Source organism: Pseudomonas sp. YuFO20 (genome assembly GCF_035064975.1).
Lineage (GTDB): Bacteria > Pseudomonadota > Gammaproteobacteria > Pseudomonadales > Pseudomonadaceae > Aquipseudomonas > Aquipseudomonas putida_AE.
In genome coordinates this window covers 1-17,872 of the sequence record NZ_JAXDEO010000089.1, presented here as the reverse complement: position 1 = coordinate 17,872, position 17,872 = coordinate 1, and the positions used below count along the sequence as shown (strand labels likewise).

Here is a 17,872-nt window from a genome sequence, read left to right as displayed (position 1 = left end):
AGGCCGTCTTCGCTGGCAAGCCAGCTCCTACAGGATTTGTGGGGTATGTTGGGTTTGTGGCTTGACACAGATCTGTAGGAGCCGGCTTGCTGGCGATGCAGTGGTGGCCGTTATGCCGTCTTCGCTGCGATGCGGCGACCCGACAAGCCAGCTCCTACAGTGGATCGGGAACGGCCGTGGAAGATGGGTCGGCTGTCAGGCCGCCTTCTGCGGCGACCCGAGAAGCCAGAGCATTAGTAAGGACGTTTCGCCGGCCCGGACTTGTTCAGCACCGTGCCGATCAGATTGGCCCTGCCCAGGTGATGCAGGCTTTCCTCGATCTCTTTCTTGGTGTTCATGCCATTGGCGACCACCAGCAGCACGCAGTCGAACTTGGGCAGGATGGTAATCACATCGTCCGAACTGAGCACCGGCGGCAAGTCGAAGATCACGACGCGAGAGCTGTAGCGATCGCGCAAATCCATGATCAATTCCCCCACCGCCGGCGACGACAGCACCTCGGTGGACAGCGGGACCGGTTCGCGTGTTGGCAGGACCACAAAACGCGGCAAGGTCGGATTGACCAGGACCTCCTGCAGTTCCGCTTCGTTGGTCAGCAACTCATTGAGCGATTTTTCCATCGGCAGCCCCAGGTAGTTACCCACCTTGGGACAACGCAAATCGAAATCCACCAGCAGCGCTGTCTTGGTCGTGTGGTGCGCGATACTCATGGCCAGGTTGATCGCCAACACCGACTTGCCCGCCTCCGGAGTCGGCGAGGTGATGGCGAGCGTGCGCCAGCCATTTTCCTCCATGGCCTTGAGGACCTGGGTACGCAGCAGGTCGAACGCCCAGCCCATGTTCGAATTCTTGTTGTAGGCGACAATGCGATGGCGCTCCAGGTGCTCTGCCCGCAGCGGTACAACCCTGGTTTGCACGTAACTGAGCGCATTGACCGGTGCAGGCTGCCCGGATGATGAGATCACCAGGCCTGACGAAGGCGATTGTTCGCCCTTACCCAGAGGTGGCTTAATAATTTCCATCGCAATATTCCTTATTCAAACCGCGCCAGAGCTTTGAACATCAGCAGATCCAGTGGCATGTAGAGGAAGTGCAGGAGCACCAGGGAGACCACGATCGACACGACGCCACAGAGCACCAGTATCGTTCGCCACTGTTTGCGACGATCCAGTTCCGCCTGGGTATGAATGTAGGGAATGGCAACCAGTACGCGCCTGCCCAGTACACTGGTCAGTGCGTCGACACCACGTACCCGCTGGCTCAGCATCTCGAGCAGCATCACCAGTGCACCCGCCCCTACCGGTGCGAGCACAAAGCCCAGGGCCACGACTTTCTTGCGGTTCGGCCGCACTGGTTTTTCCGGCATCAGCGGCGCCTCGAGCAGCACAAAACGTTCAGCTTTGTTTTCCTGCTCGAGGCTTTCGGTAATCTTCGCACTCATCTCCTTGGTGCGAATTTCCTCGTATTTCTTGCGGGCGTTTTCATGGTCGCGCATCAGCGTGACCAGGCCGCGCTCCACTTGCGGCGCCTCGAGAATCTGGCTCTCCAGGGTCGCGATCTTGTTGAGCAGTTCCTGCTTCTGCGAAGCCAGCGAGCGCATGCGCTGTTCCGAGCCGGCGATGCGCGCCTGCACCCTGGCCACGTCCAGGCTGACCGGGGTGACGGAACTGCCGCGGCCCTGGGTTGCCTGCATGGCGGCAATCTTGCGTTTGACCGCCCGTACATCCGGGTGGGCATCCGTATACATCGCCTGCAACCGGGCGTACTCGGCCTTGAGGCTGGCCAGGTCCTGCACGGGTTCAGCCACCGCACCCGCCGTAGCCGTCCTGGTCGCCAGACCGGCATGGGCCGCCGACAGTTCCAGGTCCTGGAAGCGCAACTCTTCGTTGGCCGCCTTGTAGTCGCGGTCGATATCCTTGAGTTCGAGTTCGGAGCGCGACAACATGTTCATGCGCAGTTCCTGATGCTCGGGCAGCGCGTTGCCGTGGGCCTGCTTGAAGTCCGCCAGCTTGTTCTCCAGCACTTCCAGCTCGGTGCGCAGCTTGTTCGCTTCCTGGGTCAGGAACTCGGTGGTTTCACTGGCGCGCTCGGTGCGCTGCTTGATGTTCTCGTTGAGGAACAGCGTCACCAGTTCCTTGGCCACTTCGTTGGCCACTTCCGGCTCCCGGTGCTCGAAGGCAAGGCGAAAGGCAATCGTCACTTCGCCTCGCCCCTTGACCACCGCACTGACCAGGGCGACGGAAATCGCATTGCGCATCTCTTCGATCTTTTCGGTCAGGGTCAGTCGCCGGCTGCCCGTTTCGAAAAGATTGTACTTGTTGATGATCGCCTCCAGATGCTCGCGGGTCATCACGCGCTGGCGGATGACCTCGATACGCTCGTCAGCAAAGGTATTGTTGTTCCCCGCCACCAGGTCCGGTGATATCTGCTGCGACTCGACCAGGATAGTCCCGGACGACTGATAGATCGGTGGCATGGACGTCGCCACCAATACACTCGCCCCGATTATCACGGCCACAGTCACAATCAACAGCACGGCCCGGTGTTTGATTACTGCAATGTAGTCGTTGACCGACATTTCGTATTCAGAGGACATAAATACCACGCTGCTGAAGGTCAGAAGTCGGGGTGACTATAGATCAAGGTCATCCCTATGATGTTGGCATCGGCGTTTGGCAAGCCGTCTCGCTCGCGCTCTTTGTAGGTGAAGGATAGGCGTGCAAGCCAAAAAGGCGAGAGTTCGCGACTCACATAGGCGCCGTATGTGCGAAAGGTACTGGGCGCATCCCCTTTGGTTTCCTGCCAGGAGCCATCAACACCGACACGACTGGTCTCGTCGAGCAGATAACTCACATTACCCCGTAGCTCATCGGATTCGACCAGGCCGTCCTCGCCGTTGGCGATCGTGCTACGACTGGCTTCGACGAAGGACTCGAAACGCTCACCGGTGTAACGCAGGTTCACGCCACCCTGGCCCGTGGGGCCACTGTCGCTGTCGGAAACCTTGTTGACGCCGCCGTACACCGATCCCGTGAACCGCTCCGAGATCTGGTAGTTCACGCCGACCACCGGGGTGTAGCTGTTCGAGGAGCCAAGGGTGGTCTCGTCCTTGGGCTCATAGCGCGTCGCTTCGAAACGGGTGAACAGTTCGGTCCGCTCATTCCATTGATAAAGCCAGCTGAAACGGTTGGTCAGCTCATCGTAGTTGGTCAGCGAATCGGTGTCGTATTCGACATGGGTGAGGTCGATTTCGTTGACCAGGGTACTGCGCTCGGTCACCGCACTTCGCCAGTTACCGCCGATGTTCGAGAGCTTCTGCGTGCCGTCGGTCGAGTCTGTTACACCGGTCTGCTGGACTTCCGTGGAAAGCGTCGAACTCTCGATGTATCGCGCCGTGAGTCCATAGCTACCCTTTTCGGTCTCACGCTGCCAGCCAAACGACAGCCTCGGATCTTCTCGATTGGACACGACGTCGGTGTCGGACGAGCGCTCGACATTGACACCGAGGCCAAACTTCCACTGATCCCGATCAAAATTACCCACCAACGTGTAATCGGGGGCAATGATCGTTCGAGTCACCGCTTTCTCGTCACTCGTCAAGAGCAATGGATTGCTGTCGTGCTCGACTGTCATGGGCAGCGCAACTTCCGACTGCCAGGTGCCGGCGTAGGTCATGCCGGAACATGGCAAAGTCAATATTGCCATCACCACTCCGGTTGTTTGCAATGAACGCAAGTTAATCCTTAATGCATCGCGCAATGTCAGGGAACGACCAGCGTATCGCCGGCCTTAAGTTCGTAGTTAGTGGACATGTCACTCCCGGAAATGAGAGCGCTGTAATCAACGGGCATTACTTTCTGGGTTTTCCCTTCGCGCCGCAAGAGCTTGATTTCGTCCTTGTCCGCAAACTTGTCGAGGGGCCCGGTTTCGCCCAATAGTTGCAGGACATCGGTATCACCGGCCAACTGCACCTTGCCAGGCTTGAGTACTTTGCCCTGGACATAGACGACATTGCCCTTGGCCTCGGTGACAACAACGCTGACCACCGGATCGGGATAATATTTGGTGAGTTTTTCAGTGATTATCTTTTCAGCTTGAGACGTATCAAGCCCTTTGACCTTGACCGGCCCTGCCAGCTTCAAAGTGATGTAGCCATTGGGCAGCACATCGACGCGCTCTAATTTCTCCACTGGCTCGCCCCAGATGGACACTTCAACCTTATCTCCAGAATTCAGGAGATAGGGGCTGTCTTCGGCGGCACGGGCCACGCTGGGCACAATAGCCAGCGCACACAGTGCAGGTAACAGTAAACGCAGCATCTGAATTCCTCCGCCTGGTTAGCACATCTAATGAGGATCAACCGTAACAATCAGCGTCCTCTTTAAAGCTGTAACACCTGGAAAAACCTGTCTCGTAAAACTGGCACCTAGATCTTGCGCCGGTTGGCAACAACGATGAATCCCAATAGTGCGGAAGAGAATAACCATACAACCGCAGATACCGGCAGTGCATTGGGTTGAGTGTCGTGGAACGCCGATTCTCCGGTCAGTCCCTTGTCCTGGACTGGATCGATCGCGAATGCCTGCGTGGCAACTTTCGTCATTAAACCGTCGCACGCTGAAGTATTGACGGAAGCACTTGCTCCCGACTTGGATCCAGTATTAGCGCTGGCTACTTGAGCAATTTGGGCGCTTGGCGAAGAGCCATCACTGGCTTTGCCAAGGCTCGATGCCGCAGCAGTAATGCCCTCTGTGGATGCCACGGCTGACTGAGCCCGTGCCCCTTCGCAAGCACTGCTTATGCGACTAATTTCATTGGGCAAATTGGCCGCGTGGGCAATGGAAGCGGCTACTCCATTCAGAGTCGCAAATAACACCATCAACTTAATGAAAACTGTCGTCCGCATATAACCGCCTCCCTGCGCTGAGGGTTTGCAATTGGTCGGTTGAAGAAATCTGAATCAGGCTAAATGGAGCCTATAAGCAGATAGCCAGTACGTCAATAGCACGTCACAATAATAAATAGAAATATAAAACCCGGCCGGATAACGTCAAAAAAACGCCGCAATGGATCCAAGCAATGTGCCAGAGACAGCAAGTGATTCTGCGTGCAGCAGCCTCGCAAAAAAACGCTGTCAAACGCACGACGTTCACTTAAATGAATGCAATGAAGATGCCGTCGAGTGATACGTTGATCGCTTCGTATGGAACAAGCGACGCCCTCGCGCTAAAACAGGCGCGCGCCTGCAGCCACGTACAGTTGGCGGTAGGAATCCACCAGTTGCTCAAGGGTAAAGGCGCGATTTCGCCCACTGGGATTGGGCAGGACCCAGACCGCGGCATTGCCAAAGGTTTTCGGCTGCGGCCCCCAGGCAACGTCGCGCTGGGCGGACAAGGCGCAGTACGCCGCCTTGCCGAGAAATGCCACGAAACGTGGCGCAAACCTGCTTATCTTTTGTTCGAAGGCCGCCGCGGCCGCGACAAATTCATCGGTCGACAGCTGATCCGCCCGCGCCGTCGGTCGCTCGACCACCGCGGTGAAACCACAGCGATATTCGAGGATGGACCTGTCTCGTTCCGGTAACAGTTGCTGTGACGTAAAACCGGCGAGGTGCAGGGTGCGCCAGAAGCGATTGCCGCGCCCGGCAAAATGGTGCCCCTGGGCCGCGGCCGTCACGCCGGGGTTGATGCCACAAAACACCACGTCCAGTTGCTGCGCCAATATATCGTCGAGCCCCTCACCCACCGCAGATCACATCGACCGCATTAGATACGAGCGCCGTCAGTTCTGCCCGGGACTTGCCCGCCCGCGCACGGATCGAAATGCTGTGCAGCAACGATGAAGCGAGCACGGCCAGCGCTCCTGCATCGACATCGCTCTTCAACTCGCCGGCTTCAATGGCGGTGCGCAGGCGCGCCTCCAGATCGGCATCCAGCCTGCCCAGGCGATCGCCCAGCACCTCACGGATCTGCGAATCCTCGACCGCCTCGGTCGTTGCCGTGCCAATCGCGAAACAGCCGCGTGGCTGGCCCTCGCCCGAGAAGTAGATCGACAGCTGCCCCTCATAGAAACGCATCAGTGCCTGGCGCAAGGTCAGTGCGCTGTCACTCAGCGCGGCCTGCATGTCGGCGGCGGCGAATTCCCAGTACTGCTCGAGCGCCTTGATGTAGAGGGAATGCTTGTCACCGAAGGCCGCATAGAGGCTGGGACGGTTCATTCCGGCCGCCGTGGCGATGCTGTCCAGGGAGGCGCCGGAATAGCCGGTGCTCCAGAACACACCGAGGGCTTGTTGCAGCGCTGTCTGCGGGTCATACGCGCGGGGCCGGCCGCGGCCTTTACCCTCTGCCACTTTATTTTGTTCCATATCGTACAAAATCCTTGCAGGAAGGTGGTGAGGGGATATTTTTACACCATCGCACAAAAATAAGGAACCACGAATTCCTTGATCCATGTCTGTTCAAGCGAAGTGCTGTTTCGCCTCGACCCCAAGCCTCTGCAGATCACGATCGAGCGTGCCCAGGCGCAATTGAGTGTGGCGCGGCGGCGCATCGATGGGCTCAAGGCCAGCTGCCGTCAACAGCAGGTTGAACGGCAATCGGCCAAGGAGTCGGCGGACTTCGACCAGAAGGGATTTTGCCCGCAAGAAAACCTTGGTCGCCACCGAGTTCGGTCCCGGGCCATTCATGAGCGCGGGCCGGCCTCAAGGCACGCACCCTGGTACGGGTATTGCCGCAATTTCATTTTGAAGAGTTGAATCTGTTTGCGATCTACCCTTCACGAAAATTCGTCGATGCAAAAATAAAAACCTGGGTGGAGTTTCTCAAGGACTACCTGCCCGGAAAAAAAACTAAAAACCATCTGAGGATGGAGTGTCGACTCAACCGGGTTGGTTCATTCGGTAGAGACGATGCTAGGGGTTTAGCCCGGCGCCAAACAGCGCAGCGCCGGACAAACACTGTTAACAAAATGAGGGGGAATGCCCCAACGATGGCGCGCCTTAAGCCTGTGCAGAAGCCAACGAAGCCACACGCACCCCACTCGATTCCGATTCACGGCGCTCAATTCCCGGCAAAACCTCTGCCGCAGGCGTCCACGCCGGCACACTCGGCATCTCCTTGCGCAAGCTGTGAATCAGGGTGTACGACATCACCAGCAGCAACATGGCGATCGGCAATCCGGCGGCGATACTCGCCATCTGAATGGCCTTGAGTCCCCCGGCGAGCAGCAGGCCCGCCGCAATCGCCCCTTCCAGAATGCACCACAGCAACCGGATCCAGTTCGGCGGATTGGTGCTGCCCAGGGCACACAAGGTGCACAACACCTGGGTTCCGGCATCTGCCGTGGTGACAAAGTGCACACCCAGCAACACGCACACCAGTATCGAGAGAACGGCGCCAACAGTAGGGCCATCCAGTGACTGAACCAGCGTGAACATCGCCGCCGTGGTTTCTTTCTTGGTGGCAAGCAGCACCGTGCCGCCTTCGAACTTCGGTTGCTCCTGACCCACAACCTGGCTGGCAACGGAAGCCTGATAAGCCTGGCGATCCTGCTGTTCGTTTTTCAGCGCAGCACCACCGAACACCGACATCCACAGGATGGTCACCATGGTCGGTACCACCAGCGCCCCGATCACCAGCTCACGGATGGTCCGGCCTTTGGAAATCCGCGCAATGAACAGGCCGACAAAAGGACCCCAGGTCATCCACCATGGCCAGTAGAACGCCGTCCACCAGTTTTGCCATTCGCTGTCTTTCTGCGTGTCCATCCAGAAGCTGAGGCCGACGATGTTTTGTACATAGTCGCCGGTGGATTCGAACATCAAGTTGAGAATGTAACGAGTTGGACCGATAGCCAGTACCGCCAACATCAAAATAAATGACAGGTACATATTAAGCGTGGAAATACGCTTCATACCCTTTGACAGCCCGGCAAGTAGCGAAATGCAGGCAATAATACTCACAACCAGAATGATCGATAACTGCAACCCGATACTGACCGGAATACCGAATACCTGATGCAGCCCGGTATTGATCTGCGCAACGCCCAGACCGAGGGACTGCGAAACACCAAAGGCCGTAATGACGACACCCATGATATCGACAACATGGCCGATCCAGCCGTAGATACGGTCGCCAATCAGTGGGTAAAGCAGCGAACGCAGGGCCAGTGGCAAGCCTTTGCGGTAGGCAAAGTAGGCCAGGCTCAGGCCGATCATGGAGAAGATCGCCCATGGGTGCAGACCCCAATGGAACAGGGTGATGCGCATCGCCAGGGTGGCCGACTCGTCCGTCAGGCCCTTGGAAAACGGGTTGTCGGCATAGTGCAGCATGGGTTCGGCCACGGACCAGAAAATCAGCCCGATGCCCATGCCCGCACTGAACAGCATGGCAATCCATGAAGCGAAACTGAACTCGGGCCGATCGTGCTCGGTGCCCAGTTTGAGATTGCCGAAACGGCTGACGGAGATATACAGCAGCAAACCGAGTACGCCACTGATCAGGGCGATGTAATACCACTTAAAGTTATGCAGGATAAACACCGAAGCCATTTCAAAGGCCTTGGCTGCCTGCTCGTCTTTAAATGCACAAAACAGAACAAATGAGATCACCGCCAATATCGAAGCGACTGTCACATTCGGGTTCAAGCCTTTTAACACGCCTGATTGCGCACGCATTGTTTTCCCCTTTTGTTTTTGTTTAAGGGTTTTAGAGAGTATTCCGCAAGATACTGACCCCTTGATATCGAATGACATCAGGGCGCTGTATATCTTCAGATTAATTCCGGTCTAACTCGGTTTTGGCAGCATCGCCAAGATGATTGAAACCTGACCATCGTTCAAACCATTTTTATTCACCGACTCATGAGAAAAACGCATCAATAAATCCGGCTCGCCCTCCTCCACTTAACGCCCGTCGACGCACTCACCCAGGGGGTCAGCCACCGAAACCAGGTTAGAGCTGGCAATCCCGTTTGGCGTCACCGGATGATGCAGCGGCGCATCCTTTTGCAGGTGCTTGCCCGTGACTTTCGCCTGGCCTACGCACAGTGCGAGCAACGCGGCGCTGCCGGCATAGAAAAAGTAGAAGCTTGAGGTGCCGAAGAACTCCATCAGCACACCCGCAATCAGCGGACCGATGCAGGCGCCGACACCAAAGGTGATCAACAACATGCCCGACAGCGAAACGCGCAGTTGCGGCTCCATGTTGTCGTTGGCCAGCGCCACGCCCAACGGGTAGAGGCAGAACTGCAGAAAGCCGATCGCCGAGCCGAACCACAGCAGAGTCACGAATGCAGGCGCTTGATTGAAGCCCAGCGGCAGGCTGATGAGCACCAGCAAGACCGCCACCGCGCGGATCAGACTTGGCCGAGGCAGACGATCCGAGAGCCAGCCCAACGGCAACTGCGCCAACAGCCCGGCACCGATGGTCAACGCCATGAGCTGGCCGACCTGTGCTGTTTCCAGTCCCTGTTTGCTGGCATAGATCGCCGCCAGCCCGTAGAAGCTTCCATTGATCATGCCGGACACCAGAATCGTCACCAGGGATTGCGGAATGCGCCGCACAAACAATCGCAGGTCGATCGAAGCCGCGGGCACCGCCGTCGGATGGGCGCTGCGAGTGAGTGCCACCGGCACCGAGCACAGCGCAAACACCATCGCCACACCCAACAGCGCACGGATTCCCAACCCCTCGTCGAGACTCAAGGCCAACTGTCCAAGCATCATGCCGACGTAGCTGGCGACCATGTACAGCGCCAGCACGCTGCCGCGCTGCTCGGTCCGGGCCTGGTCGTTGAGCCAGCTTTCCAGCACCATCAGCTGGCACATCATCGCCAGCCCGACCAGCCCCCGCAGCACCAGCCAGAAAGGCAGGGACGTACTGAACTCATGCGCCAGAACCGCTGCCGCAATCAGTCCGGCACAGGCCGCATAGGTTCGAATATGCCCGACCTGTGCGATCAGGCTGCGCCCGACCCAGCCACCCAGCACCATCCCCAGGGCATTGGCGGCCATCAACGCACCACCTGCCGTTTCACTCGCCCCCATCGCATTGAGGCGCAGTGCCAGATAGGTCATCAGCAAAGTCGATCCCAGCTGCATCAACAGGCTGGCCAGATAAAGAGCACCGAAGGTTTTTGTCAGTCTTATCACCGTGCGATCCCCGAGAATTGCGCTTCAAGCCAAGCCGTGAATTTGCTTCCAGTTGCCGGGGTGAACCACATACCCGAACAACGCATGCCCGCCATAAACCAGTTCGGTGCCTTCGGGAATCCACAGCAACTGCCCGGGCGTGACCTCAAAAAGCTCGTCACCAACGCGCAATTCGAAGCAACCCTCGATCACGAAAATCACCTCGTCGTACAGCACCGTCCAGGCCACTTGCGCACCTTCCCAGCGGGCAAAACCCACGCCGATGTTCGGCGAGATTTCGTTGCTGAGGGCTCGCGCCACGTACGCGGCACCTGGCGGGCCGCCGCGAAAGGTGAAGTCCAGGTCCTGATGGTCGATGCGCAGCACCCGGCGGTTGCCGTTATCCGCCTGGCTCATAGCTCACTCCGGCTGTTCCAGGCCGCCAGGCGAATGCGCGAGCGAACGCCCAGGCCGAGAAAAGGCTCCGGTGGGTTGAGCGAGGGCATGCCGGTCACCGCGCGGATATCGTTGAGCTGTACCGAATCGGCACCCACCGCCAGATCGGCCAGCATCGTCCCGGAGATGGTGCCCCAGGCCGCGCCGACGCCGTTGTCGCACGCCGATGCGTAGACACCGTTTTCCAGTTCGCCAAAAAAGTTGGTGAAGTTGCGCGAGATGGCGTAGACGCCGCCCCAGGTATGGCTGAAAGGCACCCCGGCCAGCTGCGGGAAACGCGCCAGGAAAGCCTTGCGGTGCGAGTCCTGTATTTTCGAACGCATGGCATCGCTGGTGCTGCGGCCGTATTTGGGCACGTGCTTGTAGGTGTTGCGGATGATCAGGCGGCGGTCCTGGGTCATGCGCACCGTCGTGCCGGCGTGATCCGCCGGGGTCAGTCCCCAGTCCAGTTGGCCGCCATAGGTGGCCAGTTCCGCATCGGTCAACGGGCGGGTCCAGCTGGCAAAGGTCATGACCGGCAACAGGCGATTGCGCAGATAGCCGAACTCCTGGGTGAAGATACTCGTGCCCAGAAGCAGCTGTGGGGTACGGATCTGCCCTGCTGTGCCGTGCAGGATCCAGCCGCCACGGCCGTCGCGCTCCAGGCGCTGGATCGGTGATTCTTCCAGCAACTCGACATTGGCCGGCAAGGTCCGGGCCAGCCCCGTGACCAGCGCCGCCGGTTGCATCAGATAGCAACCGGGGGTGTAGATCGCGCCACTGTAATGCCCGGTGCCCAGCACCTTGGTCAGCTCGGCACTATCGGCCCGGCGGAACGGTTCACCTAGGTCGCTCATCAGCCGTTCGAAATGATCCAGGTAGGCCAGGCCACGTTCGCCGACGGCGCCCTGGTACTTGCCGGCATGGGACCATTGGCATTCGATCCCACGGGATTGCACCAGGCCTTGCAGCTGGGCAATCGCGGAGCGGTTGAGCGACAGCAACCGCTGTTTGTGCGCGGGGTCCGGATGCTCCAGCGCGAACTTGTGCGGCAGGTCGATCACAAAGCCCGAGTTGCGCCCGGAAGCCCCATGGGCGACCCGTTGCGCATCCACCAACAGGATACGGGCTTGCGGATGATGTTCGGCCAGGCGACGGGCCGCGGCCAGGCCGGCAAAGCCCGCGCCGATCACGGCGTAGTCGGCACGCTGTTCGCCGGACAGGCGCTTGCAGGCCGGTTGTTCGGGCAGCGCTGCATACCAGCCGCAACTCGCATCGTCATAAGGCAGGTTGATCGTGTTTTTCATGGGTCTGGCCTCAGGCGACAGCCTGCTGGGTGTGCTGACAGGATTGCAGCAATGCGCTGCGTTGCGTTTGCGCTTGGCGACCGAGCAGGACAAAGCCGTTGAGCTGGTCCTGGGCGTCATAAAAACCGGCGCACAAGCCATCCTCGGTCGGCGTGCAGCGCCATTCGCCTTCGCAAGCGATGGCAGGCGCCAACAGACACAGCGGCGCGGCCGGGGTCTTGACCGTGACGGGCATCAAGGGGTAGTCGACGGCGGTCGGTTGGCCGAGCAGGGTTTTGCTCAGCGCCTGGATGCCCTGGTTGATCGGCGCCAGGTAAGGCAGCAGCTGCCCGCCAATCTCGATGCAGTCACCCAGGGCGTAGATGCCCGGCACAGAGGTTTGCAGCTGCGCATTCACTTGAATGCCTCGTCCAACCGCCACGCCGGCACTTTGCGCCAGGCTCAGTTCGGGACGCAGACCGACGGCAGACAACACCAGATCGGCCTCCAGGGTGCGACCATCGGCGAGTGTCAGGCGATAGCCCTGTCCCTTGGAGTCGATGGCTTGCAGGGTGTTCTGCAGATACCAGTTCACTCCCAGTTCACCCAGCGCGTGCTGCAACATCTGCCCGGCGTCGACGGGCAACAGGCGCTCCATCGGCCAGCGGCCCAGACCGATGACATCGACGTCAAAACCGTTGTGGGCCAGGTCGTTGGCAAACTCGCAGCCGATCAGGCCGTCCCCGAGGATGGCGACACGTCGCACGCCGCCCAGGCGTTCACGGAAGCCGTGATAGTCCTGCAGGTTATTGACGCTGATCAGCGCTGAAGTATCGCCCTGGATCGGCAAGCGGATCGGTTGCGCACCGCTGGCGAGCACCAGCTGGCCGTACTCCATGTCACCGAAGCTGGTGCGCAGGCGCCGCGCCGAACTGTCGATGCCCAGCACCTTGCAATGCGGATAGACACGCAGGTTCAGACGCTGCTCGATGGCCAGCGGCGATTCGCCGGACAAGGCTTCGGCGCTTTTGCCCTGGGACAGCCCGATCGAGAGCGCGGGTTTGGAGTACAGGTGACCGGACTCCTGGGTCAGCACGCGGATCTCGACCTTGGGGTCAGCCTTGCGCAACGCCTGGGCCAGGCCGTAACCGGCATAACCGCTGCCGATGATGACGATCGGCTGACGCGGCGACGGTGCGGCGACAGGCAGCGGCGGCGCGCTGACCGGCACGCTGACGACCGTGGCCGCCTGGGTGTACTCACTGATATCGAGCATCTCGAAATCGGACTTGCCCACGTGGCATTCGGGGCACATCCAGTCTTCGGGGACATCTTCCCAACGGGTGCCGGCGGCGATGCCGTCCTGGGGCCAGCCCAGGGCCTCGTCGTAGATCAGGCCACACACGATGCAAAGCCAGGTCTTGAACATACTATTCACTCCCCCGCCACCCGGATGGCTACGTTCTTGGTGCGCACGTAGCTGTACAAGGCTTCCTGGCCCTTTTCCCGACCAAAGCCCGACAGACCGACGCCGCCAAACGGTGTTTCAATGCCGCCGGCATACCATTCGTTGACGAACACCTGGCCGGATTTCAGGCGGCGGGTGCAGCGCATCGCGCGGCTGATGTCCTGGGTGAACACCCCGGCCACCAGGCCGAATTCAGTGCCGTTGGCGATGGCAATCGCCTCGTCTTCGGTGTCGAACGGCATGATGGCCAATACCGGCCCGAACACCTCTTCCTGGGCAATGCACATCTGCGGGGTCACGTCGCGGAACACGGTCGGGCGCATGAAATGCCCGGCCCGATCAGCGAAGGCTTCACCACCGGTGACCGCTATCGCGCCGTCTTCCACTGCGCGACGGCACAAGTCTTCGATGCCCGCCAGTTGCCCGGCGCTGACCACGGGAGTGAGGTCGGCGTCGTCCTGACCCAGGCCGACGCTGAGCCCCTGGGCCATGGCGACGACGGCCTCGACCACCTCCTCATAAATCTCGCGCTGCACCAGCAGCCGCGACATCGCCGAACAGACCTGGCCGGCATTAAAGAAGATGCCCGACTGGACGCTGGCCAGCAGCTGCTCGCGGTCCGCATCGGCGAAGGCGATCGCCGCGGACTTGCCGCCCAGTTCCATCACGCTGGGAATCGCATGCTGGGCGGCATCGCGCAGGATCGACTGGCCGGTCGGTACGGAACCGGTGAACACGATCTGATCGACAGCGCGATGGCTGACCAGATACGCACCGACTTCGCGACCGCGGCCGCAAATCAGGTTGACCGCGCCGTCCGGCAAGCCGGCCTTGGCAATGGCGCGGATCAGCACGCACACGCCCAGCGGTGAAAGCTCGGGGGACTTGATGACCACCGCATTGCCCGCCGCCAGGGCCGGGGCCAGCGAACGGGCGCAGATCGACACCGGGAAATTCCACGGCACGATCTGGGCCGAAACGCCCATCGGGTCATACAGGGTAAAGTCCATGTAGCCATTGCCCAGCGGGATCGACGTGCCCTCGATCTTGTCGGCCATGCCAGCGTAATACTCGAAGTAGCGCGCCGCCTCGATGAACTCGTCCCGGGCATCGCAAAGACGCTTGCCGTTTTCCTGGCACAGCACCCAGGCGCCCTCATCGGCCACAGCGCGAATTTCCTCGGCAATGCGCAGCAGCCAGGTGACCCGCTGCGCAGGACGCGCACGGGTCAGCTCAGCGCTGTCGGCACAGCGGCGGGCAGCCAGTAACGCCCGCTCGGCATCGGCGACACTGGCCTGGGCAATGGTCGCGACCGGCTCGGCCGTTCCCGGGTTGTGCACCGCCAGATGCTGGTCGCTGTCGCACCATTGACCGTCGATGTAATTGAGCCAGTGGGAGGCTATCGGATACATGGGACCTCCTCAGGCAGACGGTGTGGTGGCGAGCAGCTGACGCGCGGCCCACTGGTGGAAGAAGTGCGTCGGGATGTCCATTTCCGGAGAGAACGCCCCGCCCTTGTAGCCTGGGGAATGACGGCCTTTCTGCATGCCTTCGACCGAGCTGATGTCCTCGGCGAACACCACTTTCCAGGACTCCAGGATCGCCTCGCGGCAAGCGCTGAACTCATCGCTGCCGGCCGCGTCGTCGCCCACATAGAACAGGCGCAGGTGTTCGATGGTGCGTCCCGGCGAGACCGGCTCCAGCTGCATGGCGAAGGCATGGTCGGCCTGGATGCCGAGCAGCACGTTGGGGAAGAATGCGACATATTCGGCGTTGCGCAGGCGATCCAGCGGCCAGGCCGGGAATTTCGGCAGATGCGTGCCGGCAACGTCCGACAGGTTGTAGGCGTAGCTGCCCTGGCCGGCGAAATGCTGGTCAAAAATGATGTTGTAGTGGTCTTCCAGGCGCGAGTACGAGTTCAGGCTCGGGTGCACCCACGGCAGGTGGTAGGCTTCGCAGTAGTTTTCCACCGCCAGCTTCCAGTTGCAGTTGATGTCCAGCGTGGTGGCGTCATGACCCGGACGACGGCGCAGCAGGCTCATGCCGTCCTCGCCGAGAAACTGCGTCCAGCGCGTGGTCAAGGGCGCCAGCATGTCTTCGAGCGGTTGTGCGTCGCCGGACAGGTTGATGAACACCATGTCCATCCAGATCGCGCTGCGGATCGCTTTCAAGCCGTGTTTTTCACAGGCGAAGCGGTCGTCCTTGTGCTGGTCGATGCCGCCGACATGGGGAGTGCCGCGCAGCCCGCCATTGAGGTCGTAGGTCCAGGAATGGTAAGGGCAACGAATGACGCCCTGCACCTCACCGGCCTCCTCCACGAGCTTCATGCCGCGGTGGCTGCAAACGTTATGGAACACCTGCACCAGGCCTTCGCGGTTGCGCATCAGCAGCAAAGGCAAGCCCATGAAATCGACAGGTTTGACCGAACCGGCCTTGCCCAGATCACTCGCGAAACCGACACAGGCCCAGGTTTTACCCATGACCTGATCGCGCTCAAGCTCGAAGTAGCGTTGCTCGGTATAGAACTCGTTGCCGAGGCCGGTCGCTTCGTGGATCGGATTGAGGACGGTTTCAAGCTGATGCACAGGAATTTGCTGGATGCTGCTCATTATTGTTCTCCCCTGCTGGGCACGGTATTGGAAGGTCGGCAGGCGCATTGGCCAAGGTCCGCTGGCAGCCAGTTTGGGAAAACAGGGGGTGTCACGACAAACGATATTTGCGGCGCGACTCATGACTTTTTGTCATAAATATACGCATGCGAAGTGGCCGCTCGGCATTAAAAATACCGAGGGTTCGAGATATGAGACTTAGAGTGATTCAGTGGGTCTGAATGACAGCCATGGCGACTTCGTTACTCGTCGTCCTGCGGCGCTGGAAGTTGATTCATCAGCCAGGTGCGAAAGCGTTTTACACTTTGCCGCATGCCGCCACGCGACAAGGGTTCCAGCAAACAGAACTGGGCGTCTGTGCGTAACACGGTGTCGAGCGGTCGTACCAGGGCACCCTTGTGCAGGTGATCATCGACCAGATTCGACCAGGCCAGCGCAATACCCTGTCCGCCGATAGCCGACTGGATCAGCATCGAGTAGCTATTGATATTGATCCGGCGCTTGGGCTCGACGTTTTTCAGACCCAGGCTGCGGAACCATTCGGGCCAGCCGATCCAGTCCCGCTGCGGGTCGTCGAGGAACAGCCAGGTGCAGGCTGCCAGGTCCTCAGGCTTGCTCAAGTCTGGATGCTTGGCCAGGTAAGCGGGGCTGCACACCGGGAAGACCTCTTCGGAAAACAACGGCGTGACCTGCATGTCCCTGGGCGGCGTCCGGCAGTAATACAGGGCCAGGTCACAATCCAGGCGAGAGAAATCCTTGACCTGGTCATGGGCGATGATCCGCAGGTCGATCTCTTCGTTTTCCCGTTGGAATTCACTCACTTTAGGCAACAGCCAAAGTGAAGCCATCGCGGTACTGGTGGCGACCGTCACTTGCCCGGCGCCCTGCCAATGGCGAATTTCACCCGTGGCCTGGGCCACCTGCAGCAATGACGCACGGACCGTTTCATAATATTGGCTGGCTGCCGGGGTCAGGTGAATCGTGCGGGTGGTGCGTTCGAACAGAACCTTGCCCAAATAGTCTTCAAGCAGTCGAACCTGTCGACTGATTGCCCCTTGGGTGACGTTCAATTCCTGCGCAGCCAGGGTAAAACTCAAATGCCGCGCTGCCGCTTCAAACGCGACCAGGCTGTTGAGTGGCGGTAAAGGGTGGATTTTCATACAAGGCAGGTCACGTCGTTATTATGTTTTATCGCGGCAGTCTAGCCCCTGCCGTAGCGGGTGGACAGCGGCATCGATAGCTCGCTGCCGGATGCTTCAGACGCAGACCTGGATTGGGTAAATAGCCATTATTGCAGGCGCTGGCGATGCTCTTCCCTGAACTGTCGCCAGGACCTTTTTCAAATCAAACGAGATTGACCGTGACGTTGATGTTGTTGCGGGTGGCTTTGGAGTACGGGCAGTACTTGTGGCCGGTATCCACGAGTTTTTGCGCGGTTTCGCGATCCAGGCCCGGCAGGCTCACATTCAGCCGTGCCTGCAGCAGGTAGCCACCTTCATTGGTGCCCAGGTCGACTTCGGTGTCGACGGCAACGTCCTTGGGCAGTGCAACTTTCAGTTCCTTGGCGGCGACACCCATCGCGCCAATGAAACAGGCTGACCAACCGGCGGCGAACAGTTGCTCCGGGTTGGTGCCGCCGCCACCGGCGCCAGGCGACGATAGCTTGATATCGAGAATGCCGTCGGAACTGCGCGATGCGCCATCCCGGCCGCCGGTGGTGTGGGTTTTTGCGGTGTACAGGACTTTGTCGAGCTGGGTCATGATGATCTCCTGATTGAATTGAGGTTCATGCAATGTCAGGTGAATCGGCCTTCCGGCTGGGTGCCAGGCATTCAATATAGACGGCGTTGCCCGGCCCGGCGCCCGATCCGACAAAGGCCATAAAATCAAAAGATCGCAGCCTGCGGCAGCTCCTACAGGCCACGGTATTGTAGGAGCTGCCGCA

16 protein-coding genes and 3 pseudogenes are annotated in these 17,872 nt (G+C 59.7%); 2 read left to right on the top strand and 17 right to left on the bottom strand.

The genetic code is table 11. The annotated features are described in order from the left end of the window. Nucleotides 1–233: 233 nt before the first annotated feature. From SOP85_RS29070 to SOP85_RS29040, 7 genes are all read right to left on the bottom strand, one after another. Nucleotides 234–1,022 carry a CpsD/CapB family tyrosine-protein kinase gene (locus SOP85_RS29070; RefSeq protein WP_274076944.1) on the bottom strand — a complete coding sequence of 263 codons (789 nt, stop codon included), beginning with the start codon at nt 1,020–1,022 and terminating at the stop codon, nt 234–236. An 11-nt stretch (nt 1,023–1,033) separates the two neighbouring features. Further along, nucleotides 1,034–2,596: a GumC family protein gene (locus SOP85_RS29065; protein ID WP_323629137.1), complete on the bottom strand. Its 1,563-nt coding sequence runs from the start codon at nt 2,594–2,596 to the stop codon at nt 1,034–1,036. A gap of 20 nt (nt 2,597–2,616) precedes the next feature. Further along, nucleotides 2,617–3,705, bottom strand: coding sequence for a hypothetical protein (locus tag SOP85_RS29060; RefSeq protein WP_274076942.1), 1,089 nt, complete (start codon nt 3,703–3,705; stop codon nt 2,617–2,619). Between the two features lie 56 nt (nt 3,706–3,761). Beyond that, nucleotides 3,762–4,319 carry a polysaccharide biosynthesis/export family protein gene (locus SOP85_RS29055; protein WP_323607915.1) on the bottom strand — a complete coding sequence of 186 codons (558 nt, stop codon included), beginning with the start codon at nt 4,317–4,319 and terminating at the stop codon, nt 3,762–3,764. 107 nt (nt 4,320–4,426) lie between these two features. Then, nucleotides 4,427–4,906, bottom strand: a complete 480-nt coding sequence (locus tag SOP85_RS29050) for a hypothetical protein (protein ID WP_323629136.1) — start codon at nt 4,904–4,906, stop codon at nt 4,427–4,429. A gap of 320 nt (nt 4,907–5,226) precedes the next feature. Beyond that, on the bottom strand, nt 5,227–5,745 hold the full coding sequence (gene mug / locus SOP85_RS29045) for a G/U mismatch-specific DNA glycosylase (protein ID WP_323629135.1): 519 nt from the start codon (nt 5,743–5,745) through the stop codon (nt 5,227–5,229). Continuing rightward, the gene (locus tag SOP85_RS29040; protein ID WP_323629134.1) at nt 5,738–6,364 is read right to left on the bottom strand and encodes a TetR/AcrR family transcriptional regulator; all 627 of its coding nucleotides are present in this window, start codon (nt 6,362–6,364) and stop codon (nt 5,738–5,740) included. The genes mug and SOP85_RS29040 overlap by 8 nt, the downstream gene beginning before the upstream one ends. 99 nt (nt 6,365–6,463) lie before the next feature. Between SOP85_RS29040 and SOP85_RS31505 the strand changes: the two are divergent. After that, nucleotides 6,464–6,668 (top strand): annotated as a pseudogene (locus SOP85_RS31505) (HlyD family secretion protein); the annotation flags it as partial. A gap of 28 nt (nt 6,669–6,696) precedes the next feature. Continuing rightward, nucleotides 6,697–6,840, top strand: a pseudogene (locus SOP85_RS29030) (LysR family transcriptional regulator); the annotation flags it as partial. A 157-nt stretch (nt 6,841–6,997) separates the two neighbouring features. Here the strand turns inward: SOP85_RS29030 and SOP85_RS29025 are convergent. The 10 genes and pseudogenes from SOP85_RS29025 to SOP85_RS28980 form a co-directional block, all read right to left on the bottom strand. Beyond that, nucleotides 6,998–8,674: a BCCT family transporter gene (locus SOP85_RS29025; protein WP_323607920.1), complete on the bottom strand. Its 1,677-nt coding sequence runs from the start codon at nt 8,672–8,674 to the stop codon at nt 6,998–7,000. Nucleotides 8,675–8,902: 228 nt separating this feature from the next. Then, the gene (locus SOP85_RS29020; protein ID WP_323629133.1) at nt 8,903–10,150 is read right to left on the bottom strand and encodes an MFS transporter; all 1,248 of its coding nucleotides are present in this window, start codon (nt 10,148–10,150) and stop codon (nt 8,903–8,905) included. Nucleotides 10,151–10,174: 24 nt separating this feature from the next. Then, nucleotides 10,175–10,546 carry an ethanolamine utilization protein EutQ gene (locus SOP85_RS29015; protein WP_274076934.1) on the bottom strand — a complete coding sequence of 124 codons (372 nt, stop codon included), beginning with the start codon at nt 10,544–10,546 and terminating at the stop codon, nt 10,175–10,177. After that, on the bottom strand, nt 10,543–11,871 hold the full coding sequence (locus tag SOP85_RS29010) for an NAD(P)/FAD-dependent oxidoreductase (RefSeq protein ID WP_323629132.1): 1,329 nt from the start codon (nt 11,869–11,871) through the stop codon (nt 10,543–10,545). Before SOP85_RS29010 ends, SOP85_RS29015 begins: the two co-directional genes overlap by 4 nt. A gap of 10 nt (nt 11,872–11,881) precedes the next feature. Beyond that, complete coding sequence (locus tag SOP85_RS29005; RefSeq protein WP_323629139.1) at nt 11,882–13,126, bottom strand: FAD-dependent oxidoreductase; 1,245 nt, start codon at nt 13,124–13,126, stop codon at nt 11,882–11,884. Further along, nucleotides 13,115–13,279 (bottom strand): annotated as a pseudogene (locus SOP85_RS29000) (rubredoxin); the annotation flags it as partial. The pseudogene SOP85_RS29000 and the gene SOP85_RS29005, both read right to left, overlap by 12 nt. Before the next feature lie 5 nt (nt 13,280–13,284). Beyond that, nucleotides 13,285–14,730, bottom strand: coding sequence for an aldehyde dehydrogenase family protein (locus tag SOP85_RS28995; protein WP_323629131.1), 1,446 nt, complete (start codon nt 14,728–14,730; stop codon nt 13,285–13,287). A 9-nt stretch (nt 14,731–14,739) separates the two neighbouring features. Beyond that, nucleotides 14,740–15,927 carry an aromatic ring-hydroxylating oxygenase subunit alpha gene (locus tag SOP85_RS28990; protein ID WP_274076931.1) on the bottom strand — a complete coding sequence of 396 codons (1,188 nt, stop codon included), beginning with the start codon at nt 15,925–15,927 and terminating at the stop codon, nt 14,740–14,742. A gap of 242 nt (nt 15,928–16,169) precedes the next feature. After that, the gene (gcvA, locus tag SOP85_RS28985) at nt 16,170–17,087 is read right to left on the bottom strand and encodes a transcriptional regulator GcvA (protein ID WP_323629129.1); all 918 of its coding nucleotides are present in this window, start codon (nt 17,085–17,087) and stop codon (nt 16,170–16,172) included. Nucleotides 17,088–17,271: 184 nt separating this feature from the next. After that, on the bottom strand, nt 17,272–17,688 hold the full coding sequence (locus SOP85_RS28980) for an organic hydroperoxide resistance protein (RefSeq protein ID WP_274076929.1): 417 nt from the start codon (nt 17,686–17,688) through the stop codon (nt 17,272–17,274). Between the last annotated feature and the right edge of the window lie 184 nt (nt 17,689–17,872).